This window comes from Proteus sp. ZN5, assembly GCF_011046025.1.
Lineage (GTDB): Bacteria > Pseudomonadota > Gammaproteobacteria > Enterobacterales > Enterobacteriaceae > Proteus.
In genome coordinates this window covers 2,679,221-2,703,808 of the sequence record NZ_CP047639.1, presented here as the reverse complement: position 1 = coordinate 2,703,808, position 24,588 = coordinate 2,679,221, and the positions used below count along the sequence as shown (strand labels likewise).

Sequence of the window (24,588 nt, the reverse complement as noted above, 5' to 3'; positions counted from 1 at the left end):
TGACTCATTGTGGTAATTTCACCTCTAAATCAGTTGGCCAAGATTGGTTGTTATCTAAGCGAATATAAGCACGACCTGGTAAACCGGTTTTGACATATTCAAGGTGTTTTTCAAGTAATTCAGGTGCAATACGAGCTCTTACACGAAACATGAGTTTTAATCGCTCATTATCAGTTTCAACAGTTTTGGGTGTAAATTGAGCAACACTGGCAACATAGGTTGTTTTTGCGGGAATAACGATATGAGGTGCAGCATCTAAAATAATATGAACTTCACTTCCTAAAGCCGCTTGCCCAGCAGCCTCTGTTGGTAAAAAGAAAGTCATATATACATCACTTAGATCGACCATATTTAATACACGACCGCCAGCACCTAAAACTTCACCAGGCTCTGCAACACGATATTGAACACGACCATTACGCGGTGCTTTTAAAATGCTGTCATCCAATTCCGCCAGAATACGTCTTTCGGTTGCCGTCGCAGCATCCACTTTTGTATTGGCTTGAATGATCCCTGCTTTAGCCGATTCTATTGCGGCAATAGTTGCTGTTTCTTGGGCTTTAGCTGCCTCAACTGCAGCTCTTGCTCCTTCTGTTCTTGCAATATCATCATCTAATTGTTGAATAGAAATGGCATTCGTTTTTACTAATGCACGAGAACGGTTAAGTCTTTTTTGTGCAGCATCAAGTTCAGCAATACGTTGGCGAACGACGGCTTGGGCTGCAAGTTGTTCACTTTTACGTTGTGATAATGCAGATTGCGCAGTGACAACACTGCTTTTTGCTTGGTTTAATTGAGCTTGAACTTCATGAAGTTGTTCTTTAAGTGTTCGGGTATCCATGTTTGCTAGTACTTCACCCGCTTTAACAAAATCACCTTCTTGAACTAAAATAGAGTCTATTCTTCCCGGACTTTTCGTTGAAATATCAATTTCTGTTGCTTCTATTCTCCCATTACTTTGAGCAAATCCTGAAGGAAGTGTTGGCGCTTGAGATTTCCACCAAAAAACGCCCGCAGCAACAACTGCGACGAGAATGATGCTATAAACAAAAAAACGACTCTTTTTTTGATTTTTCATATAAATTATTTAACCTTCCTTTAGCCATAAAAGAATACCAAAAATATGTTTATCCGCTGTATGTAAGAAAATAGTTAAATAATGAGACTTATTAATTTTTTATTTTATATCTATTTAAAAATAGTTCATTTGTATTGATAAAGCTAACTCATTCGCTATAAAAAAATAAAGTTTTAAAGGCTAACCTTATGAATTATAAATGTTATGTCATTATAATAGAACCTTAACTCAAATTAATGTAGTACTTTTATCACATAATCCACCATCTATTTTTGATTATTCGAGGAAACACACAAATTGTATATAGAAAACCAATTTTCGTTACATTAAAATACAAATGAAATAGTAACAAAACGTTATCAAACGCTCATTAATATTAAAATATCACTTAACTTTTTTATGAAATTTTAATTTATAATTGAGTTATTCTCTAATTTAAAATTATCAAAAACTGTATTTATTATATAATTTAGTAAAATTTATATTTTAAATTTCATCATATAAAATAAAAACAAAAAGTAAAAATGACATTATTATTTTTGTTTTTAAAAAACATTATTAGCTACGATTTATATTTATTCCCTCATTAATAAAAATATCAAAAAGTATAACTTATTGGATCTTCATTAAAAAACAAAATATTACATGATGAAGAATGATAAATTAAAAAGAAAATTAGGTGTTCAGACCACTTATGTCTTAAACTTTTTATATAGTGATTATTGCAGTTAGTTATCAAAGTACGTTGATGCAATTAATTAGAATTTAAGATCAAGATCGTAAAATCCATATGATGATATCAAATCAATTTTAATTAAAAACAAGAAGGGTTATATGAATAATATTAAGTATAAACTCGCCACAATGACACTTTGCACTCTGTTTGCTACCTCTGTTTTTGCAAAATCCGACACACCGATCCGCCTTGTTATTCATGGTGGTGCAGGAACAATCACTAAAGACACCATCACACCAGAACAAGAAAAAGAGTACAAAGAGAAATTAACCGAAGCATTAAATGCAGGGTATGCTGTTTTAAATAGTGGAGGCACTAGCATAGAAGCCGTTCAAAAATCCATTAATGTTATGGAAGATTCACCATTATTTAATGCAGGAAAAGGTGCCGTTTTTACCCATGATGGTCGTAATGAACTAGATGCTTCTATTATGGATGGTAAAACCCGTAAAGCTGGCGCTGTTGCCGGTGTAACTACGGTTAAAAATCCAATTAACGCAGCCATTGCGGTGATGGAAAAAAGTCCGCACGTTATGATGGTATCAAATGGGGCAGACATTTTTGCTAAAGAACAAGGACTTACTATTGTTGATCCTTCTTATTTTAAAACTGAACATCGTTGGCAACAACTTCAAAAAGCGATAGAAAAAGAACAAGTTGTTTTAGATCATGACGGTAAAACAGCTGCCCTTTTTGTTGACCCTATGATGTACGATTATAAATATGGCACCGTAGGTGCAGTCGCTCTTGACCAACATGGTAACTTAGCGGCAGGAACTTCTACGGGAGGAATGACAAACAAGCGTTATGGTCGAGTTGGTGATTCCCCTATTATTGGTGCGGGTAACTATGCTGATAATGAAACCGTTGCTGTATCCGCAACAGGATCTGGTGAAATGTTTATCAGGACATTAACTGCTTTCAATATTGCAGCCCAAGTTAAATATAAAAATTTGCCTTTAGAAGAAGCCGCTCAAAATGCACTTGATGAAGTTAAAGCTATTAATGGTAGTGGTGGTGTTATCGTATTAGATAAAACAGGTAACTACACAATGAGTTTTAATTCTGAAGGTATGTATCGTGGCACAATTAGTAATGACGGAAAACCTGTTGTCGCAATTTATAAAGAGTAAATTTGAATAGCTATTGATTATTTCGCACCCAATTTTTACTGCTATCTTCATTATTTTCAAGTCGATAAAAAGTGAAAGTTTTGGGTGCGAAAATGGCACAACCTCCCTTTTCCTCTTATTATTCCTTACTTTTTTTCTTAACGTTATTTACAGCTATTTTTTCCTTAACTCAATCTGATGGTTATTCATCCCAAATGTGCTCACCAAACAATCAACCTGATGGCAAAACAAACAAGATCGTTTCTACTTATTAAAATGATCCTTTGAAAAAGTAGCTTTTTTCTTTTTTGGATCTGTTAGAATATTCATCATGGTTATGTTGATTTAATAAGGAAATCACAGTGGAATTTCACCACGACGATCAGGAATTAACACCTGAAACATCGCTAGTTTTGTCTGAAAAACAAGCATTATTGGATCTGAATGCAACATTCACCTCACCCGCTTATACTAATCCTGCAATGGCATATTTAATGAGTTTGGGTTCAAAACGTAGTCGTCAAACAATGGGATCGTTTTTAACTATTGTTGCTAAGATGATTGGTTTTTCTTCTCTCAAAAATTGCCAGTGGGGAGCACTTCGTCGGCATCATATTCAAGCTATTATTGATATGTTATCTGATGCCAATAAAGCCCCCGCCACTATCAATACTTATCTTGCGGCATTAAAAGGTGTCGCTTTAGAAGCTTGGGCAATGAAACAAATGGATACTGAAAGTTATCAGCATATCCGCCAAGTTAAATCGGTAAGAGGAAGTCGATTACCTAAAGGCCGGGCACTCACTAGCAGTGAAATTCGTGCTTTATTCAGAAGTTGTGAAAAAGACAATTCATCAAAAGGTTTAAGAGATGCCGCAATATTAAGTGTGTTATTAGGTTGCGGGTTACGTCGTTCAGAAATAGTAGCTATCAATTACGAGCACATTCAATTTCGTGATCAAGCTTTTCTTGTTAGAGGTAAAGGTAATAAAGAACGCATGTCTTATATGCCTGATGATACTTGGGATCGCGTTCAATTATGGATTGATGAAATAAGAGGTACACAAGATGGCCCTCTTTTCACTCGCATTCGCCGATTTGATGATGTCACCGATGAACGGATCACCGATCAAGCCATTTACTATATTTTAGAAACTCGACAACAAGAAAGTGGTATTGATAAGTTTGCACCTCACGATCTACGAAGAACTTTTGCCTCTGCAATGCTTGATAATGGTGAAGATATTGTCACTGTAAAAGACGCAATGGGACATGCCAGTATTATGACAACCCAACGTTATGATAGACGTGGAGATGATCGACTAAGAAAAGCAGCGAGACATTTACGTTTTTAAGTTTTATTTTCAGGTAACTTGTTAAGATGAATATCTTACAAACACAGCAAGGAAAAATAATGAAAATAAATATCTTACTTTTTGATGATTTTGAAACGTTAGATGCATTTGGCCCTATCGAAATATTTGGACGTATTGATGAAATTGAAATGCAATGTATTTCATTAAACGGTGGTTTAATTAAAAGTAATCAAGGTATTGAAATTTCAACGCAACCTATCTCATATTCTGATGTTATTCTTATTCCTGGTGGTCAGGGAACTCGAAACCTAGTTAATAATGATCTTATGATAAACACAATAAAATCATTAGCTGAAAAATCACAATGGTGTTTAACAGTATGTACTGGATCTGCCCTATTAGCTAGAACAGGATTATTAGATAATAAAACAGCGACATCTAATAAAAGAGCATGGGATTGGGTTATTTCACAATCTGAAAAAGTATTATGGAAAAAAGAAGCTCGCTGGTGCATCGATGGTAAATACTACACCTCTTCGGGTGTTTCTGCTGGTACAGATATGGCTTTAGGATTTATTGCCGATAGATATAGTCATGAAGTTGCTAAAAAACTAGCATGGCAAATTGAATATCAGTGGCATCAAGATAAAAACAACGATCCGTTTTGGGTGCAATAATTCTCTATTTTTCTTTATGTTAAATAAAAATCCCCAGCTATAAACTAATTTCAACTTACTAACTGTTTAAAATTGGGGATTTCTTATTAGCACAATTTATCTGAAAGGAGGTTCATTGAAGGTTCTCAATTTACGAGAGTGTAAACTCCCTTCCTCTTGTTTAAGTAATTCAATAGATTCAATACCAATTTGTAAATGCTCTGATACTGCACCTTCATAAAAATGGTTAGCTTGACCGGGTAACTTAATTTCACCATGCAAAGGTTTATCTGATACACATAATAATGTGCCGTAAGGAACTCGAAAACGATAGCCTTGTGCTGCGATTGTTGCACTTTCCATATCAACAGCGACGGCGCGACTTAAATTAAATCGTCTAGCTGAAACAGAAAAACGTAATTCCCAGTTACGATCGTCCGTTGTCACAACAGTTCCTGTTCTCAATCTTTGTTTTATTTCATGTCCCGGTTTTCCACTAATTATTTTTGTTGCATCGTAAAGTGCACGCTGCACTTCAGCAATATTAGGAATTGGAATATCTGGTGGTAATACATCATCTAAAATATGATCATCTCGTAAATATGCATGCGCTAATACATAATCGCCAAGTTGTTGGCTTTCACGTAAACCACCACAATGGCCAATCATTAACCAAACATGGGGGCGTAAAACAGCTAAATGATCGCAAATTGTTTTTGCATTTGAAGGCCCAACACCAATATTAACTAATGTTATTCCGGGTCCTTCTTTTGCAATTAGATGATAAGCTGGCATTTGATATTTTTTCCAAGTTAAGTCGGATATTAACTTTTCAGGATCAACCGTTTCAGCCGTAATTTGTTGAAAGCCAGCACAAGAAAGTGCGCAATATGGACTGTTTTTATCTGCAACTTGTTCACAGGCCCAACGAACGAATTCATCAACATAGCGATTATAATTAGTGAATAAAATATAAGGTTGAACATCTTCAGGCAATGTACCTGTGTAATGTTTTAAACGTGCCAATGAGAAATCTGTACGCAAAGCATCAAAATGAGAAAGTGGTAAAACATCCCTATCACAAATTAATCCATCAGTAATTTCGTCACCAATTTTAGATAAGTCAGTTGTCGGGAAATATTTAGCTAAAGAAGCACTCATTTTTCTATCAAAGCCAATGCCTGTTCCATCAATGACAAAAGGATAAGGAATTTCTTGTTTTGAGGCGCTGACTTCAAAAGTTGTATAGTAGGCATCAGCGATAAGTTGCAATTGTTCTGATAAATAATTTTCAAATAAAGCGGGATTAGTAATAGTGGTAGAATAAGTTCCTGAGCGAGATAAACGCCCATAAGCTCTCGTTTTATCTTCTGTTTTTGTTTCACCAGACCAATATACCGTTAATTGAGGATAAGCAAATAATCCTTCAGCTCTTTGTTTTACATCGGGTAATTTCCCATCTTGTGCGTAATCAACAATTGCATTACGTAATGCATCAACGGCATTTTGATATTGTTCTTTTAGTTTGGTAATAACTGCTTGGATTTCAAGGTGATGAGATTGTGACATAAAAGAGCCTCTTACTTATTATTAATTTATAACCATAATAGCAAGAAGCCCTCTTTATCCCAATCAAGGTTTTAATAAACTGTATTCAGCTTTGCTTTCATTAGTTGAAATGGATAGTTTTTTCATTAGTTCAGGATTAAATTCAAATTTGATATTTATATTTTCTTCCAGCAAAGCAAATCTATTTTGTTTATAATTAAATTTATCGCCAATGCTGTCTATCACTCTTTTCTCTATTTCATGTTGATACTGAGCTAATGCAATATCTAATTTTTCCTTTGATACAGGAGCATCAACAAAATTTTTCATATATAAATTCATAGAGTGGTAATCAAAGTCGTTTAAAATAGTACCTGATAACTGGCTCATTTTTTCAATATCAGACTCTGCTATTTTCTTTTTATTGTTAACAATTATAGTGTATAAGTTACCTTCATTTTTTATATTAACAGATGTCTCTCCTGTAAAATATGAATACATTGAAGCAATAGGATCATATTCTTCAAAAGAATCTTTTATCATTGGAAAAATACCTTGATTAAGCAACTCAAAAATAACCATAGTATCTTTATTATTTAATGGCTTTAATTTCCCCTCTAATGAAGTAATGTCAGATATATTTTCATCGTTGAATTTTAAATCATATCTTGGAATATCTTTTTCTACCTGTTCTCTAAGTTTTTTGTACGTATTCTGATTTACAGAATCATAGATATTATCGATTAACTTCTTAGTATTAATGTTACCAAAATATTTTTCACTACTTTCTTTTAAATACTCATATTTATCATTAAATGACTCCTTTTCATTGAAGATATCAAGAGAAAAACCTTGTTTATTAAGCGGATTTTTATTAGCATCAATACATTCCATAAGAACCGCTCTAAACGCAATAGTTTTTTCTTCATAATTTATTTTTTCATTATTTAATGTTGATAACTTATAATAATTATTAATAAATGCGTCTATATCTTCATTATTATAATTTTTTAAATCAATATTGAGTTCATTTTTTATAGCTTCAATAAATGGCATGACGCTGCTTCTAGATTCAATAAATCCGCCATTAAAATCAATTAGATAAGATATTTCATTGTTATCCGATTTATATTTAAAATTATTCTTATACTGTGCTCCAGCAAGTTGTTTTAGATGAAAGAAATCTCTATTTTTTTCTAAGGTTGTTGTTTCTTGGTTAAAATAAATATTTTTAATTAAAGTTAATACTTTTTTTTGCTGACTTAATCCAAACCAATCTTTTATTTTTTCCCAAATACTCATTACATTAGATGGCGAGTTATCCGATAATTTAGTTACTTTTTCATAAGCAATATGTGCATTTAAAATCTTCATTTTAATTTTTCCATTTTAATCAAATGAAAAATAAAGATAATAAAAAAAAATATTTTTTTATATAAAAAAACACCACAAAATTATAGTTACAGATAAAGAATACTTTAATTAATATTTCTAAAAATCACCTTGATAGAAAACTTAACACAATAGGCAATGTAATTGCAGCAAACATTGTCTGAGAAGTAATCATTCCCGCCATTAACTCAGAATCCCCTCCTAGCTGTCGAGTTAAAATATAAGAAGTTGGCGCTGTTGGGATAGAAAAGAAAACAACCAAAAGCATCATAACTAATGAAGACAAACCTAAGAAATAAGCAACGCTATACGCGATTACCGGTACTATAAGCAAACGGGTAACTGTGTTAATACCAATCATTTTGCTTTCTGCTTTTAGTGTTGATAGATGCAATGCCGCACCAATACAAATAAGTCCTAAAGGTAAACTCGTTGCTGCTAACAATTTCAAGAATTGATCGCTACCAAAAGGAAGCCCAATTCCTGACAGATTTATTATGATGCCAATAACACAAGAGATAATTAAAGGATTTTTTATGATAGGTAATATCAATTGACGCAAAGTCACATTTTGCCCTGCGGTTAAGCAAAGCACCGAAGTTACATTGGATAGAGGAACCAGTGTTGCTAATATCAAAGCCGCTATTCCCAAGCCTTCAACACCAAATAAATCAGCAACAATAGCTAAACCTAAATAAGTATTAAATCGAATATTACCTTGAACAATTGCACCAAAGCGACCCGCAGACCACCCTGTTATTTTTTTCAAAATAACACACAAAATAGTGACAATAATAACTACAGAAAAAATAGCCCCAGCAAGGTGGGGTAATTGAGGATCAGATAAAGGAGCATTCGCCAAACTATTAATCAATAGGGCAGGAAAAAGTAGAAAATAGTTAAGTTTTTCAGCTCCTACCCAAAATGCTGGCTCAAACGTTTTATTTCTTCTTAAAATTGCACCTAGCGCAATTAACGCGAATAATGGCCATAACGTTAATAACACATTTTGCATAATATTTATCCTAGAGATATCGTAATACTTTACAATATCGTAACATCGTGAGGATTGCTATTTTATGTTATTAATATAAAAGCTAATTCAAAAAATGATAAAAATAAATTTATACCGCATTTTAAGAATAGCTTTTTTATTATTTAGTTCATTATAAAAAAACATCCTTTCAAGGTGATTAAAATATAGACAATTAATCTAAGTCAATGAACATACGGTAACAATGTAATTTTGCTTTTGCTAAATCAGAATAATAATCACGTTCTTCTAAAGCTTTAAAACCCTGTTTTAAATAAAATAATACTGCATTAGGTGTTGCATCTAAAAACAATCTTGATTGCCCTCTCTTAATTGCCTCATGCTTCAGTTGCTTTAAAATTAGCCTTGCAAATCCTTTTCCCATGTGTTCAGGTAATGTAAAAATAGCTTCAGCAAAACCTGTTTTAACATCAAGAAAACCTGAAGCAACAGGAATATTATATTCCTTGCAATCAATTACATAAAATGGATTATTAATAATAGCCTGCCGATATCCTTCAGGCATCTCATCAGGAGTCCAAGCTGCTAAAACCTCTGATGGATAAACATTCTCACAACCAAATCGCAATGCTTGATTTCGTAAATACCACAATCTTTTTGCTTCTTGTGGCTCAGCAAGCCTAAGTTGAATCATTCTCATTTCCATCTTTTTCATTAGAATTAAGAGCCTCAAATTAGTGAATTTATTTATTCTAATAATACTTTTAATTTTTAATTTTTTAGTGTTACTTTCTTTAAGAGCGTGATATGTTTTTATAGAAGGAATAATGTAAGGAAATCTTATGCCTAACCAAATATTACCTTCATCAATAAAAAAAACCTCCTCTTTTGTTGTTGGTTCTCCACTTTCTTTTTATTATCAATTCATTTCTACTGCAATTAGAGAAATCTACTTTTCTAAAACTTCACTTATTCACCATAATGGATATCAAGCTGAAAATACACATCCAAAGTTAATTCTATGTAGTCATCGGAACAGTGCTTTTGATGGTTACATTGCATTAAAGGCATTTCCTCAAGCTCAAGCTTTAGCATCAATTCAATTATTAAATAGTCGTTTAATGAAAACTTTTTTTACGGGTATTCCTGTAGTTAGAAAAAAGGATAGACAACGTTTAGGTGTAAATGCAAATATATTTTCAAGTCCTTCAGATGCTGCAATTGCGCATATAAAAGCAGGTGGTAACTTACTCTTATTCCCTGAGGGCAGTAGTGAGTGGGGTTTCCAGCCATTACCTTATCAACGAGGAGCAGCAAGAATTATTAGAACATTAATCAGTGAGGGAGTAGTTTTTGATATTATCCCTATGGGCTTGTTTTATATAGCCCCTGATAAATTCAGTTCAAAAGTTGAAGTTTATATTGGTGAAAATATTTTTATAAATTCACAAAAAGATAATTTGTCAATCAGAGAATGGGAACAAAATATTCATACGGAAGTTTCTACAGCACTAAATAAAATTTCGGTTAATTGTCCAAATATTGATATTTTTGAGAAAGCATCAACCTATGCTTTTAATAAAAATAAGGATGGTCATTCTTATGCTGAATCCTTTATTGATTATCAAAATAACCTACATAAATCAAATAATGACAATCAAAATATAGAAAGAAATCCTCAATATTCTATATTAATCTGGCGTTATATTTCATTTTTATTCATGTATATTTTATTTCCAATATTCTTATCGTCATTTATTGCATCTCATTTTGCTGATGCCCGTAATACTATTAGCTTCTTTAAAATATTGGGTGGCGCAATTGCAACGGCAATTTGGCTTCCTATCTTAGTCATACTCCTATTTTTTTTCCCTGTATTTATTGGTATAAGTTTGGTCAGTGCACTATTCGGTTTTATCTTGATAAGGAAGAAAGGCGCTCAAATATGTTAACCACGAAAGCTAGGATGCTTTTTAACCATTTATTTTCTCTACAATTGTTTATTATTTGGGCATTGGGAACTTATGGAAGTTGGTTGACTAGAGCGACAGAAATGTTAACTCCCATATTTTTAGGCTTGTTTTTATGGGTGTTACTCATTTTTATTGGATACAAAGAGCAACAAGCAACCTATCGCTCTCGATTCTATTGGTTTGGTTTGTTACAACTGATTACTTGTTGGACTATCTTTCCTCTGTTTAAATCGATTCGCTATGGTTTATACCAATGGAGTTTTGATGACATATTATATAATTTAGATAAATTTCTATGGTTTGGAAAAAGCTTGCCAGAATGGACTATCTCATTACAGTCTGGCTGGCTAAGTGAATTTCTTTCTTTTTGCTATTTTAGTTTCTACTTCTTGATTATTGGTAGTGCCCTTTTCTTCTTTTTAAACCGAAATAATATACTGGCTAAAAACTATTTTTTCGGCTTAATGCTAATGTATTTTTTCGGTTTTATTGGTTACTTCTCTATCCCAGCAGCCGGTCCTTACTCTGCTTTTCCTTCTGATTTTAACTATCCAGTTTACTCTGGTGCCATGACACTATTTTTGACTGATCTTGTTGATAAAGGAATTACAGGAATGGATGTCTTTCCTTCGTTGCACACAGGGATCACTCTTTTTATTGTTGGTTTTTTCTATTTTTCAGGTTATCGAAAAACAGCATATTGCTTATCTCCTATCTTAATAGGACTTATTTTAGCAACTGTCTATTTACATTATCACTACGGCATTGATGTTATTGTCGGTGCATTGTTTGCATCATTGGTGCTTTACATCACTTGTAAAAATAATAAGGTCGAATATGGAACTCATTTATAAAATTAACGAGCCTATTGCTTCTGAAGTATCTATTAGTGGGGGTAAAGGTGCGAGTTTAGCAAAAACAATTCAATCATTGCCTGTTCCTGATGGTTTAATTCTATCTTGCCAAGCTTATCAGCTATTTATAACTCCCTTACTACCTGAAATTAATCGATTATTATCAGAAAAAAAGCAAGAAATTGAAGTCGTTAGTAAAAATATTCGCCATTTAATTTTACAAGCATCCATACCAGAGAGTTTAATTCATTCTTTAAATTCGAGATTAAACGAGCTCCAATTAAATAATACTGCTTTAGCGGTGAGATCTTCTGGAACATTAGAAGATATGCCTGGAGCCGCTTTTGCAGGGCAACATGATACTGTATTAGGTGTTAAAACTTTGCCTAATTTACTGGATGCTATTCGCCAATGTTATGCATCTTTATGGCACACGCACGTTATGCTCTATCGCCAACATTTAAATTTGCCCCATACTCAAGCATCAATGGCGGTCGTGCTACAAAGAATGATTAACGTCCAAGAGAATGAAGCTGCGGGTGTGGCTTTTTCTGTTGATCCAGTTCAAGGGTCTCTTTCTACTGTATTAATTAATGCCGCATTTGGATTAGGTGAAACTGTTGTTGCTGGTGAAGATCCTATCGATGAATTTCTAATTGATAGAGGGAGTTTCACATTAAAACAAGAAACGATTGCTCAAAAAATAAATGCCATTGTTATGGTTGATAATAGCACTAAAATCTTACCTCTTAAATCAGCTCAACAATCCATGTCCTCGCTGACAGCAGAACAGTGTAAACAAGTAGCTGAACTTGCTATCTCAGCGGAAAAATATTTTGATTTCCCACAAGATATAGAATGGGCATTTCATGATGGAAAATTATGGCTTTTGCAATCACGCAATGTGACACAAATTGCCCCAATTTGGACAAGAGAAGAATCAGCAGAAAGATTCCCTAATCCTATCACGCCATTAACATGGGATATGTGTGAAGCGGGTTTTCATTCATCATTAAACTTTAGCCTTAATCTTATGGGGCTTCCTTCATTTAATGGCAAATGGTTCGGTATGCAAGATTATTATATTTACGGCAACCAAAATGCTGTTTCCTTGTATAGTAATCGCCTCCCTACATCGATGATGAATGATTTACCTACCCTGTTAAAATCTTTGCCTGAAATTGCACAAAAATTCAGTTGGGTACAGGAATTACCTATTACTTGGATGCGTGATTTAGATAAATATTTAATCTCTATTGGTGCATTGATGAATGAACCATTGCAGGATAAAAGTTTGCCTCAGCTATGGGATTATGTGCAAAGAATTAATAAATTAGGCGCTGATTACTTTTTACCTAACATTGCCATATCCTTGACTCAGCGCTCACTCTATTCTGCATTGATGGCATTGCTAAAACTTTTCTTCAAAGAAGAAAAATATGCACATATTGCATTCGATAATTTAATTGCGATGTCTGAAACTAAAACGGGGCAAGTGAACGCTGAACTTTGGGCCCTCTCTCGTTATGTTCGACAGCACCCTCAACTTCTCAAACTTATAGCATCTATTGTTCCTGAAAGCATTATGCAAGAAATCGAGGTATGCGATCCTCATTTTCACCAGCAATTTACCTTATTCTTAGCTAATCATGGTCATAGAGAATTAGATTTTGATGCATATCATCCTACTTGGTTAGATGCCCCACATATTGTATTAATTCAAATTAAAGCGATGGCAGACTTAGCTGATGATAAGCAAACAGATGATCCGTTAGGCAAAAAAATCCTACAGTCAGAAACTGAATTTTCAATTATCTCTGATGCCCCTGAAGAGTTACGCTTTTTCTTACAAGAAATTATTCGATTAGCTCGTGTTTATACTGCACTTGATGACTTAGAGCATTATCAAACAACTCGATTAGCCTTACCTATGCGTCGCGGATTAAAAGCATTAGGAGAGCGATTGGTTATTCGTAGTGTATTAGATTGCCCAATGGATATTTATTTTGCTAATGAACAACCTTTAGCTAATGCAATTCTTGCAGATGATCTTACTGAGTGGAATCAGTTGCGTCATCATATATACCAAAACAAAGCTGGGTATCTAAAAGCAAAATCAGTCACACCACAATGGATCTATGGTGAAGATAGTTGTAATGAACTGAATACAAATGAGCATCAATTAAAAGGCTTAGCTGGCAGTGCTGGTATTATTGAAGGCGAAGTTTATCTTGTTTATGGTCCAGAAAATTTTGCCGAATTTCCACAAAATGCCATTTTAGTTGCAAGAACAACCAACCCAGCGTGGACAGCACTTTTTTACCGAGCCTCCGGCATTATTACCGAAAGTGGTGGGCCATTATCTCATGGTGCGGTTACTGCTAGAGAATTGGGACTACCTGCAGTAATGGGGGTTCGCAATATCTTAAATATTTTAAAAAATGGGCAAAAAGTAAAAATTGACGGACAAAAAGGCATAATTGAGATTTTGTCCTAATGACTTGAAAAGTATTACAGCTAGATAAAGAAAAGCATCTAAACGGATGCTTTTCTTTTTTTATTTTACTGGTTTTTTAACCATCCATTTTACTGTTGTTTTCTTTCTTTTTTGAGGTTTTGTTAATATCAACTTTACGAGCAGGTGGTGCAAGTAACGCAACCAACCCAGTTATTAATAAAATAGCATATAATACCGCTAACATAGATGGTGCATTAAATAGTAAATATGGTGTTAATAAGATAGGGCTAACCGTTAAAACAATTGAAATAACAACAGGATAACCTATACCTATATCTCTTATTCGTTGAGATAATATAAGAGTAAATATGTAAACTTGTACTATTAAAAATGCTAACTCTATTAGACCATATGATGTAAAAGAGAATTGGTAGTAAAAATAATTTTCAGTAACCAACTCTATTTTTTCGGGATAAAGTGATATAAACCATCGACCTGCTAAGTTCTCTGCAATAGAAAAGAAAATTGTCCAAGCAATTTCTAGACCTAAAAAAGAGAGTCTTCCACGTCTTTGTTGTTTCCATTGATAAGCAAGTTTAGCTTGCATAATAAATCCCTTCATTTTTAAAGTGTATCTCTATCTTTTTTATCATAATACACTTAATATTTATCTCCAAAATAATGGTGTGATAATCTGATATAAGCACAAAAACACCTTCAAATTTTGATATTTAGTGTAACAATTTACTCTTATTATTTTGCTTTTTTTGATCTAACTAAAATATTAAATATATAAGGAGCTACTATGCTACCTATTCAGACAACCCGTTTTGCCCTTCTTCGTTAAAAACAATTTTATTACTTAACAAGAAGGGCTTTAAAAATGAATTATGAAAAAATCAACGTAGAACAATGGAATAGAAAAGAACATTTCTTACATTATCGACATAACCTACAGTGTGGTTTTAGCTTAACAACTAAAATAGATATTACTGTCTTGAAGACAGTATTAGCTAAAAATAATCTTAAGCTTTATCCTGCAATGATCTATTTAATTGCGAAAACAGTTAATAGCTACGCTGAGTCTAGAATGGCAATCAAAGATGATGAATTAGTGATTTGGGATTATATCAATCCTGCATACACGATCTTTCATCCAGAGACTGAGACTTTTTCAGAGTTATGGAGTGAATATGTTGTGGATTGGGGTTCTTTTCTAGAAGGATATAATCAAGATTATCAAAAATATAAAGATAATCTAAGTCTATCCGCAAAAGATAATTTACCAGAAAATCACTTCTGTATTTCGATGATCCCTTGGGTAAGCTTTGATGGATTTAATTTAAATGTCGCTAATGTAAAAGATTATTTTCCTCCTATTTTTACTATGGGAAAATATACTCAACAAAGTGATAAACTATTATTACCAATATCCATTCAAGTACATCATGCTACATGTGATGGTTTTCATATGGCTAGAATGATCAATAAACTCCAAGAGTTATGTGATGGATTTTCGGGCTAACAATATTGATTTTTAAATAAAAAACACCGCTCTTTTATCTATTAAATAAAAGAGCGGATTATTATTAAAGTAACTCACTTGAAAACCAATAATTATCTAACTTGTTTATTGATCCATTTAATTTCTTCATTAGTGAATCGAATATTACTTTCTTTAGTTGTATCAGTATCTAACAAGATTTTATCTTTAATTAATTTACTGACAGGTACAATGATATTGAAATGATCGCCATTTTTGATATTGTATATTTTTAGTGGGATATCATGCACCATTGCAACACCACGTAATTCATTAAATTCGCTCCAAAAATAATCACGTCCTTCAAAATAAAAAGTCGGTGTTTTTATCGATTTAATGTAACGATATACAGAGCGAACGTTGAATTCTTCTTCTTTATTTCTATCGAAAGGCAATTCAACTATCATATCCCCTTCTGCTCTTAATTTAAGATCAGGTATTCCCCCCAAGGAGAAAACAGCTCTAAATTTATCACTATATTCACTTGCTAATAATGCTCGGGTTCCCCCTGTACTATGCCCGACGACATAGATACGTTTAGAGTCAATATAAGGCAATGATGCTAAATATTCTCTCGCTGATTCTAAATCTTCTAATTCACCATAAAACATTTCATAACGACCAGGATTGGTATTTTCACCACGGAAAGATGGGATCATCAGCACCATATTAGGATCACGGAAAGTCGCACCCGTTTGGTCATTATCAACAGGTTTCTTTTGCCAAAAATAGTCATCACCACCAATTCCTCCATAGCCTCCATTTAACCAGATCACAGCAGGCAATTTAGTTTTTTTATTCGCTGGAGGTGGTGTTAAATAGGCATACATATCCCCCGGCTTTGCCGGATATTTAATCACATTGAATATTTCTGGCGGTGCTTCCCAAGGCGGATCAATATTATCAAAACTGTCGGTTATAATTTCGGTTTTAAAGCGTTGATGTGCTTCATATAAAGTTTCATCACGAACTTCAATATCTGCATTAACAGAGAAAGAGCTAACACATAGCAAGGAGAGAAGTAGCGCAGGAACCACTTGTCTAAAACACACATTATTTATTTTCATATCAACTTCCATATAGATTATTAATTTGGCGTGATAATAGCATAGGTTGTTTGGGCTTTATGAGTGGAGATTTTTCGACAAGTAAAAATATGAAGCAAAAAAAAAGCATCTCAATTAAGATGCTTTCCATGTAATGTTAATAGCAAATTTTTAATTCTGGTTTACTTATTTTGCAGTCGTGCGAATTAAGTAATCAAATGCGCTAAGTGAGGCTTTTGCACCTTCACCGGCGGCGATAATGATTTGCTTATAAGGAACTGTTGTACAGTCACCGGCAGCAAATACACCTTTGATATTAGTTTCGCCACGGGCATCAACAACAATTTCGCCCATCTTATTACGCTCAACAGTACCCTCTAACCACTGTGTATTGGGTAATAAACCGATTTGAACGAAAATACCTGCTAATGCAATATCATGCATAGAATCATTAGTACGATCTTTATATTTTAGGCCAGTTAACTTAGCGCCATCACCATATACTTCTGTGGTTTGTGCATTTAAGATAATTTCTACATTATCTAAGCTACGTAATTTTTTCTGTAATACAGCATCCGCTCTCATTTCTGGAGCAAATTCTAATACTGTTACGTGTTCAACTAAACCAGCTAAGTCAATTGCAGCTTCAACACCTGAGTTACCACCACCAATAACAGCAACTCTTTTGCCTTTAAACAGTGGGCCGTCACAGTGTGGGCAATAAGTTACACCACGAGTACGGTACTCATTTTCACCGGGAACATTCATATTTCTCCAGCGAGCACCAGTTGCAATAATTAAGCTACGGGTTTTTAAAATTGCACCTGACGCAGTTTCAATTTGGTGTAATTCCCCTTCTGATGCACCCGGAATTAAACGACTAACAGTTTGGCTATCAATTACATCCACTTGATAATCATCAACATGAGCTTTTAATGCACCAGCAAGTTTTGCACCTTCAGTTTTCGGTACTGAGATATAGTTTTCAATATCAACAGTATCAAGAACTTGGCCACCAAAACGTTCACCAATAAGACCCGTATTTAAACCTTTACGAGCTGAATAAACCGCGGCCGATGCTCCGGCAGGGCCACTACCCACAATCAATACATCAAATGCATCTTTTTGGTTTAACAATTCTGCAGTACGTTTTTCTGCATTGCTGTCTACTTTGTTAACGATTTCAGCTAAGGTCATTCGACCTTGACCAAATTCGTTACCATTTAAGAATACAGCAGGAACGCCCATGATATTACGTTCCTGAATTTCATTTTGGAACATGCCTCCGTCAATCGCAGTATGCGTGATCTTCGGATTTAAAATCGCCATTAAGTTTAATGCCTGAACAACATCAGGGCAGTTATGACAAGAGAGCGAATAATAGGTTTCGAAATGAAACTCACTGTCTAACTGACGAATTTGTTCAAGTAATTCTTGTGCTTCTTTAGATGGGTGACCACCGGTTTGCAATAATGCTAAAACCAATGAAGTAAATTCATGACCTAATGGCGAGCCAGCAAAGCGAACACCCGTTTCTTTCCCTGGGTTGGTAATAAGAAAAGATGGTTTACGTACATTAGCGTTATTATCTTCACGATAAGTGACTTTATCGGATAAAGGTTCAATTTCTTTTAATAGCGCTTGGATATCAGCAGAATGTTTGCTGTCGTCTAATGTTGCTACTAACTCAACTGGCTGGGTTAATCGTTCTAAATAAGCTTTCAATTGAGCTTTTAAATTATTATCTAACATTTTTGCACCCTCAATAAAATCGGGTGCCGAAACACCCGATAAATAACTTTTTAGTGGCTTAATTCTTATTTAGATTTTGCCAACTAAATCCAGTGATGGAGCTAATGTTGCATCACCTTCTTTCCATTTTGCTGGGCAAACTTCGCCTGGGTGGCTAGCTACATACTGAGCAGCTTTAACTTTACGCAGCAGGTCTGATGCATCACGGCCAATACCTTCAGCTGTGATTTCAATTGCTTGGATGATACCTTGTGGGTCAACAACGAAAGTACCACGGTCAGCAAGGCCTTCGTTCTCACGCATATTTTCGAAATTACGAGTTAATGCGCCAGTTGGGTCGCCAATCATGCCATATTTGATTTTACCGATAGTTTCTGAGCTGCTGTGCCATGCTTTATGGGTAAAATGTGTGTCAGTAGAAACTGAGTAAATTTCTACGCCCATTTTTTGGAACTCAGCATAATGATCAGCTAAGTCGCCTAATTCAGTTGGGCACACAAAAGTGAAGTCTGCAGGGTAAAAGAAGAAAACGCTCCATTTGCCTTCGACGTCCTTTTCAGTCACTTCTACGAATTGACCGTCTTTAAATGCCATGTTTTTGAATGGTTTGATTGGGGTATTAATTAAAGACATTGTATTTCCTCCTGTTTGGTATGGGTCTAATGTACCTATTCCACTTGAGAATAGCTAATACATTCCTGCTATCAGTTCAATAGGTTTTACCTAATGAGTTGAAGAAATTGATAGAGATAGGTTAACGAAATGTAGCTATTAAAGCAAATGCACAACAATCAAATTTAGCCTACTTTCTATTAACCATTCTTTATATTTATTATCCTTACCTTCAGTAACAACACCATTATAATATTATGAATTATAAAGTTAATATTCAATCTATCGCAGATGAATTTAATACTACTGTGCTAATTTAGCAGGCTTTAGAATAGTATAAGTACACTCAAATGCTGCTTTTTGAATACGATAAACATCTCGGTTATCTGTTGTGGATTGCACAACTGCATCACCCGATTGAAAACGTTGCAATTCTCCCCAAGGTGCCTTCATTGCAAATGGAGGTGTAGAGTCAGAAATGATAAAGTAATTCATCTCAATGCCTTTGGGGGTAAAAGGCTGATAATCACTAGGATAAGATGTTAGATTAATTTTACTTTTCTCTGCAGTATTGTAACGCTGAGCAAATTTGGCTTTTCTTACCAAGATCTCCTCATTACCTGTTTCTGGACAAATATTTTGTACTACCCAATCACCGGTTTTTGCTGGTTCTGAAACTGTTTCAACCCCTTCGCCTTTAATTATTGTGGTGATGATCTCACCTTCTTTGGCTGGTCTTGCTAGTACAGGCTTTGTTTTAATTGCAACACCTGTGATCCCTGCTTGCTGAGCCTGAGTAAAGTAAGCTACGCGTTCTTTTTGTGGTAATTGAGAAAGGTCATTAGCAAATACAAATGAAGGAATTAAGGTTAAGCCTATTAATAGTATTTTTGTTCTATTTTTCTTATAGGTTTTATCGTTATTTGAATTACGGTTTTGTATATAGAAAGACATTGAATTATTTCCTGATAGATATCATCCGTATTTAATACGTTGTTTAAGCTTGTAACATTAAACCGATTATGGCAGGAAATAAAACAATGGCACGAGTAAAATCAGTTACCTAATCGAGAAAAGATCAAAAAATCGAGAGATCTCACAACTTATAAAAGAGAACATGTAATTAAGAGAAAAAAGGTTCAAGTTATTAAATAAGGCGTTAGGATGTCTCTCATTAGGTCTATTTAATTAAAAGGAATTACTTATGCAAATAATTTACCCTGACGATTATTCAAAAACAGGCAAACCTGATGAAGCCTTTGAACAGGAATATCTTTGTGCTCAAGCGCTAAATATTCATTGTTTGTTACTCTCGTCAGAAGATATGGCATTAGGTAAATATAAGTTTTCACATCCTTTTAAATCAGATTCTCCCGTTATTTGGCGTGGATGGATGCTAAATAAAGACGAATATCAACAGTTATATCATGCTGTTAATACTCATGGTGGGCAAATGCTTGAAACCCCTGAGGATTATATTCAAAATCACCACATAACAGGTTGGTATGAAGCGTGTAAAGAGTTCACACCAAAAACAGTGTTCACAACTGAGAATACTGACTTTAAAAGTTTAACTAGCCTACTTCAATGGCCAGCCTACTTTGTGAAAGACTATGTGAAATCTTTAACAACCACGAGAGGTTCTATTGCCAAAAATGCTAATGAAATTAAAGAGATACTAAAACTTATTGCACAGTTTAGAGGTAATGTTGAAGGTGGTGTAAGCCTTCGCTATGTTGAGGAATTTCTTAATGATAGTGAGCGTCGATATTTTGTTTTAAATAAGAAAATATTCTCTGCTGATGATGAAATTCCTGAGTTTGTGAAGAAAGTAGCACAACAAGTAAACACGCCTTTTTATTCCATTGATGTAGTCAAAAATACAGAGGGAAAATTGCGATTAGTTGAAATTGGCGATGGACAAGTTTCCGATATTAAAGAGTGGTCAGTTGAAAATTTGACTAAGTCTTTTCTCTTATCTGGTATCTGATGTTTTATGTTCCAACAACTATGCAAACAATATAAAAATATAAAGACCTCAATTAACTAACAATACTCAGTATTTTGAAGTCTTTATATATAAAATCAATATCTAACAATAAGTATCAAAACAAGGTTAAAATAGATATTTAAAGCGGATACGGGCACCGTAACGATCTTTATCACTGCTATGCACATTAATATTGTCTTTACCATCTATACGTGAATAATAAGCACCTAAATAGGTTTTAAAATTATCCATATCTAAAATATTTGGCAGTTCATAAGAAGTAAATACAGTGTTGATATTGTACTTGCCAGGATTGAGCGTTAAATAGGAGTCATTTTGACCACTGCTATTTTCGCTTTTTTGATAGTAAGCTTTGATATCATTATGAGCATAAATATAACCAAGTTGAAATTTGTGCCATAAGACATTACTACCAATAGAAAAATCATTTTCACCTTTAGCATCAAGATAAGCAGCACTTAAATTTGCAACAATGCCATTAATAGGATCATCAGTTAAAGTGTCCCATTTTACAGTTAAGCCATAACCTGTACGTTGCGATTGATCTTGAAATTTTCCATTTTCATCATCATAGCCATAGGCTTTACTTATTACGTTTGCTTCTATCGCACTTGCAATTGTTAAGTTATCTTTTTGCCATGCAACAACAGGTCGCATATAAATAACATTTTTACGATTATCAAGTTTACGCCCGTGATACTCACCATCTTTGAAAACAGAAGTTCCATCTTCAACTAAAGCATTTAGCTCAAAATACCAGTCGTTGTAATGAGTGTTAACCATCATGCTACCACCATCACTACTACGACCACGCCCCTCTTTCATCATATAGATATAGCCAAAACCATCACCATATAAATCATTTGCTGTATTACCTGAATACTCAACAAATGTATCTTGATTCAGTGGGAACATATCGTAAGCTTCATAGCGACCAATTTTATATTGCCATTTATCACGTTGACCAAAGTAGAAAACAGCATCATCTAGATTCATTTTACCCGTCATGTCAGCCATTGGCTGAACACGAAAACCAGCATAATTACCGTTTTTTAATTCTCGTTCACCATCCACACCAATTAAAATACGCCCATTAAGAGACCATTTTTCATTATCATCAAAATCTTTTTGATTGCCGGGCATCATTCTCATCGATGTTAGTTGCCCTTTCTTACTAGCAGCATCGATATTATATTCCACGTCACCGTACAATTTGAGATCACCCCAACTTGTATTAGTAGAGAAAAAGCCTGTACCTTCTTTATTTTTCGTACTAGCAAACAAAGAGGATTGTTTTTGTTGGATTTCATTAAGTTGAGTTTGTGCAATGTTTACTTTTGCTTGAGCCTCATCAGATTGCTTTTCTAATATAGCAATGCGTTGCTCCATGTTGACAGTTGTAACATGATTCATTGCTTTCTTATCTTGAGATAAACTGTTGGAATTAATTAATTGCTCAAGGCGAGCCGCTTTTTGTTCTGCAGCACTGGCTCTAGCTTCCGCAGCAGTTGCACGTTGTTCAAGGGCATTTAACCTTGCTTCTATTGCACTTATGTCGGTTTGTGCGTTTGCGCATAATGGCGTAGCGAGTATTAAACTTATCACAACAGATAATGCTGTTACTTTCATTCGAATATTCCTAAGTTAGCAAATGTTGGTTTAACAGGTACAGCAAAGGCGGAACAATCAATTTAGTTAATCAATTGTTCTATCTAATGAGCGTATTGTTATTCGATAATATTATATAAATATCAATCGGTTATTCGCATCGTTATTTCTATTCTTAACAATAAATAAACCCATATCTTCATTACCTTGCCATTACTTTTACTGATTAACTTCCAGTATCATAAGTAAGACTATGTTTGAACTGGGGTACTTATTCTCGTTTAAGTACTTACAAACATTTATTATTTTGATTTGGTATTTGATTTATTGTTAATTCAGCATATCTCTGGTTTAAGTTTTCAAATTTTTTAATGGATTAACTAGCCTAAATAAAATAATCTTTAATATGGAACATTTCCATAATCATTTGTAATTTTTTTGAGGTTGGTAAAATAACCTAAAGAAAAAGACACAAATGATCATCAAAAATGGAGATGTAGAAAGAAAATAAAGTGACTTATTAAGTAAGGTTTAAACTAAGCAAAAGATAGTTAGGATCTGAAGAGAATAATTTTATAACGGTGTTATTAACTTCTATTATTTAGAAACCTTGCTATAAGGGGAAGCTAATACGGTGGAGGAGAATAAATAAAATGAGAAAGGCGAAGAACTGACAGAGGTCATATCATAATAACCTCTGTCTATCGTTATCATATTCTGCCAGGTTTACGTAAGGCTCTACGAAAGTAAGAAACTGGCATTTTAGGGCAAGTTTGTTCTTTTACTGCTGGATTGTTTTCCAAATCATCTTTGTCTATTTCATTATTTCTTCTTGAATTTTGTAACTGAGTATCTGTTTTATTCATCTTCCCTTTCCTCTGAGATCAATGCCTCATTAATAGCTTCAATTTTCTCAACTGCTTCATTAAGAATAGAAGCAATACGTCCTGCTCTTTCCACAGAGAGCTCTTTTAACACTAATTTATGGCGTAAAACGGCTTTTAATTTACCAACAGCAGATTCAATTTCCTCAGAAACACCACCTGCGTTTTGAGATAAATCTCTCGCATAAGCCAGTTTTCTTTGAATATTGGCATCTATTTCCTGGTGCTCTGCTAAAAATGCAGTGCCTTCAGGTGTAATGCTGTAGTTTTTACGGCCTTTTTCAGCAATCGTAGCAACTAATAGATCTTGCTCTTCAAGTAGCGTTAGCGTTGGATAAATAACACCTGGGCTAGGTACATATAATCCTGAAGACGCCTCATCTATTTCTTTAATAATTTCATAACCATGGCTTGTTTTTTTCGAGATCATGCTAAGTAACAGAACTCGTAAATCACCATGATCAAACATACGTTTTAATTGGCGACCTTGGCCTTTTCCTCTGCCACCACATCCACGACCACGTTGTTTACCTTGACTTTCAGAATCATGCTCACCATGACAACAATCACTATGGCCTTTGTGTCCATGACCATGTTCACCATGACGGCATTCACCACGGCTTTCATGTCCGTGACCGTGTTCACCATGGCAACATTCACCACGGTTTTCGTGTCCGTGACCGTGTTCACCATGACAACAATCACTATGGCCTTTGTGTCCATGACCGTGTTCACCATGGCAACATTCACCACGGCTTTCATGTCCATGACCGTGTTCACCATGATTTTCTTGGTGTCGGCTATGTTTGCCTTTACCACCACAACGCCCTTTTCCGTGACCATGTCCATGACTGCCATGTTCGCCATTATTAGCACGTTGTTGATAAAGTGAGTTTAATGCTCGAATCATCATAAATATTCCCTCATTGTTTTAGATATATCGAATTTATGTAATGCAATATAATCCGATATATCTAAATGATCAAGCTTTAGATATATCTAAATATGCATCTAA

At 34.3% G+C, this 24,588-nt stretch carries 21 protein-coding genes; 8 read left to right on the top strand and 13 right to left on the bottom strand.

Going from position 1 to position 24,588, the window contains the following annotated elements; translation table 11 throughout:
- Positions 1 to 4: 4 nt before the first annotated feature.
- Positions 5 to 1,078, bottom strand: coding sequence for an HlyD family efflux transporter periplasmic adaptor subunit (locus GTK47_RS12430; RefSeq protein WP_165123588.1), 1,074 nt, complete (start codon positions 1,076 to 1,078; stop codon positions 5 to 7).
- Positions 1,079 to 1,912: 834 nt separating this feature from the next.
- Here GTK47_RS12430 and GTK47_RS12425 point away from each other — a divergent pair.
- The 3 genes from GTK47_RS12425 to GTK47_RS12415 all read left to right on the top strand — a co-directional run bounded on the left by GTK47_RS12425 (position 1,913) and on the right by GTK47_RS12415 (position 4,919).
- Positions 1,913 to 2,947, top strand: a complete 1,035-nt coding sequence (locus tag GTK47_RS12425) for an isoaspartyl peptidase/L-asparaginase (RefSeq protein ID WP_165123586.1) — start codon at positions 1,913 to 1,915, stop codon at positions 2,945 to 2,947.
- A 341-nt stretch (positions 2,948 to 3,288) separates the two neighbouring features.
- Complete coding sequence (locus GTK47_RS12420) at positions 3,289 to 4,281, top strand: tyrosine-type recombinase/integrase (protein WP_165123584.1); 993 nt, start codon at positions 3,289 to 3,291, stop codon at positions 4,279 to 4,281.
- Positions 4,282 to 4,340: 59 nt separating this feature from the next.
- The gene (locus GTK47_RS12415) at positions 4,341 to 4,919 is read left to right on the top strand and encodes a DJ-1/PfpI family protein (RefSeq protein ID WP_165123582.1); all 579 of its coding nucleotides are present in this window, start codon (positions 4,341 to 4,343) and stop codon (positions 4,917 to 4,919) included.
- A gap of 96 nt (positions 4,920 to 5,015) precedes the next feature.
- On the opposite strand, the gene GTK47_RS12410 is transcribed toward GTK47_RS12415, so the two are convergent.
- The 4 genes from GTK47_RS12410 to GTK47_RS12395 all read right to left on the bottom strand — a co-directional run bounded on the left by GTK47_RS12410 (position 5,016) and on the right by GTK47_RS12395 (position 9,532).
- On the bottom strand, positions 5,016 to 6,467 hold the full coding sequence (locus GTK47_RS12410) for an AMP nucleosidase (protein WP_165123580.1): 1,452 nt from the start codon (positions 6,465 to 6,467) through the stop codon (positions 5,016 to 5,018).
- 63 nt (positions 6,468 to 6,530) lie between these two features.
- Positions 6,531 to 7,820, bottom strand: coding sequence for a hypothetical protein (locus GTK47_RS12405; protein ID WP_165123578.1), 1,290 nt, complete (start codon positions 7,818 to 7,820; stop codon positions 6,531 to 6,533).
- Positions 7,821 to 7,944: 124 nt separating this feature from the next.
- Entirely contained in the window at positions 7,945 to 8,853 is a 909-nt protein-coding gene (locus tag GTK47_RS12400; protein WP_165123576.1) for an AEC family transporter, read from the bottom strand.
- A 193-nt stretch (positions 8,854 to 9,046) separates the two neighbouring features.
- A complete protein-coding gene (locus GTK47_RS12395; RefSeq protein WP_165126607.1) occupies positions 9,047 to 9,532 on the bottom strand; it encodes a GNAT family N-acetyltransferase in 486 nt (161 codons plus the stop codon).
- A 142-nt stretch (positions 9,533 to 9,674) separates the two neighbouring features.
- On the opposite strand from GTK47_RS12395, the gene GTK47_RS12390 reads away from it, so the two are divergent.
- Genes GTK47_RS12390 through GTK47_RS12380 form a run of 3 tightly spaced genes read left to right on the top strand, consistent with a single transcriptional unit; the run spans position 9,675 to position 14,156 of the window.
- Positions 9,675 to 10,784, top strand: a complete 1,110-nt coding sequence (locus tag GTK47_RS12390) for a glycerol acyltransferase (protein ID WP_165123574.1) — start codon at positions 9,675 to 9,677, stop codon at positions 10,782 to 10,784.
- Positions 10,778 to 11,659, top strand: a complete 882-nt coding sequence (locus tag GTK47_RS12385) for a phosphatase PAP2 family protein (protein WP_165123572.1) — start codon at positions 10,778 to 10,780, stop codon at positions 11,657 to 11,659. The genes GTK47_RS12390 and GTK47_RS12385 overlap by 7 nt, the downstream gene beginning before the upstream one ends.
- A complete protein-coding gene (locus tag GTK47_RS12380) occupies positions 11,643 to 14,156 on the top strand; it encodes a PEP/pyruvate-binding domain-containing protein (protein WP_165123570.1) in 2,514 nt (837 codons plus the stop codon). Before GTK47_RS12385 ends, GTK47_RS12380 begins: the two co-directional genes overlap by 17 nt.
- 76 nt (positions 14,157 to 14,232) lie before the next feature.
- On the opposite strand, the gene GTK47_RS12375 is transcribed toward GTK47_RS12380, so the two are convergent.
- The gene (locus GTK47_RS12375; protein WP_165123568.1) at positions 14,233 to 14,724 is read right to left on the bottom strand and encodes a hypothetical protein; all 492 of its coding nucleotides are present in this window, start codon (positions 14,722 to 14,724) and stop codon (positions 14,233 to 14,235) included.
- Positions 14,725 to 15,000: 276 nt separating this feature from the next.
- Between GTK47_RS12375 and catA the strand changes: the two genes are divergently transcribed.
- Entirely contained in the window at positions 15,001 to 15,642 is a 642-nt protein-coding gene (catA, locus tag GTK47_RS12370) for a type A chloramphenicol O-acetyltransferase (protein ID WP_165123566.1), read from the top strand.
- Positions 15,643 to 15,734: 92 nt separating this feature from the next.
- On the opposite strand, the gene GTK47_RS12365 is transcribed toward catA, so the two are convergent.
- From GTK47_RS12365 to GTK47_RS12350, 4 genes are all read right to left on the bottom strand, one after another.
- Positions 15,735 to 16,727, bottom strand: a complete 993-nt coding sequence (locus tag GTK47_RS12365) for a prolyl oligopeptidase family serine peptidase (RefSeq protein WP_165123564.1) — start codon at positions 16,725 to 16,727, stop codon at positions 15,735 to 15,737.
- 165 nt (positions 16,728 to 16,892) lie between these two features.
- On the bottom strand, positions 16,893 to 18,458 hold the full coding sequence (gene ahpF / locus GTK47_RS12360; protein ID WP_165123562.1) for an alkyl hydroperoxide reductase subunit F: 1,566 nt from the start codon (positions 18,456 to 18,458) through the stop codon (positions 16,893 to 16,895).
- A gap of 69 nt (positions 18,459 to 18,527) precedes the next feature.
- Positions 18,528 to 19,091, bottom strand: coding sequence for an alkyl hydroperoxide reductase subunit C (ahpC, locus tag GTK47_RS12355; protein ID WP_006536680.1), 564 nt, complete (start codon positions 19,089 to 19,091; stop codon positions 18,528 to 18,530).
- A 282-nt stretch (positions 19,092 to 19,373) separates the two neighbouring features.
- On the bottom strand, positions 19,374 to 20,024 hold the full coding sequence (locus GTK47_RS12350; protein WP_241256016.1) for a hypothetical protein: 651 nt from the start codon (positions 20,022 to 20,024) through the stop codon (positions 19,374 to 19,376).
- Positions 20,025 to 20,274: 250 nt separating this feature from the next.
- Here GTK47_RS12350 and GTK47_RS12345 point away from each other — a divergent pair, with 250 nt between their 5' ends.
- Entirely contained in the window at positions 20,275 to 21,060 is a 786-nt protein-coding gene (locus tag GTK47_RS12345) for an ATP-grasp domain-containing protein (RefSeq protein WP_165123560.1), read from the top strand.
- A gap of 126 nt (positions 21,061 to 21,186) precedes the next feature.
- On the opposite strand, the gene GTK47_RS12340 is transcribed toward GTK47_RS12345, so the two are convergent.
- The 3 genes from GTK47_RS12340 to GTK47_RS12330 form a co-directional block, all read right to left on the bottom strand.
- Entirely contained in the window at positions 21,187 to 22,710 is a 1,524-nt protein-coding gene (locus GTK47_RS12340; RefSeq protein ID WP_165123558.1) for a carbohydrate porin, read from the bottom strand.
- Positions 22,711 to 23,399: 689 nt separating this feature from the next.
- A complete protein-coding gene (locus tag GTK47_RS12335) occupies positions 23,400 to 23,555 on the bottom strand; it encodes a hypothetical protein (RefSeq protein ID WP_165123556.1) in 156 nt (51 codons plus the stop codon).
- The gene (locus tag GTK47_RS12330; protein ID WP_165123554.1) at positions 23,548 to 24,486 is read right to left on the bottom strand and encodes a PadR family transcriptional regulator; all 939 of its coding nucleotides are present in this window, start codon (positions 24,484 to 24,486) and stop codon (positions 23,548 to 23,550) included. Before GTK47_RS12330 ends, GTK47_RS12335 begins: the two co-directional genes overlap by 8 nt.
- Positions 24,487 to 24,588 lie beyond the last annotated feature (102 nt).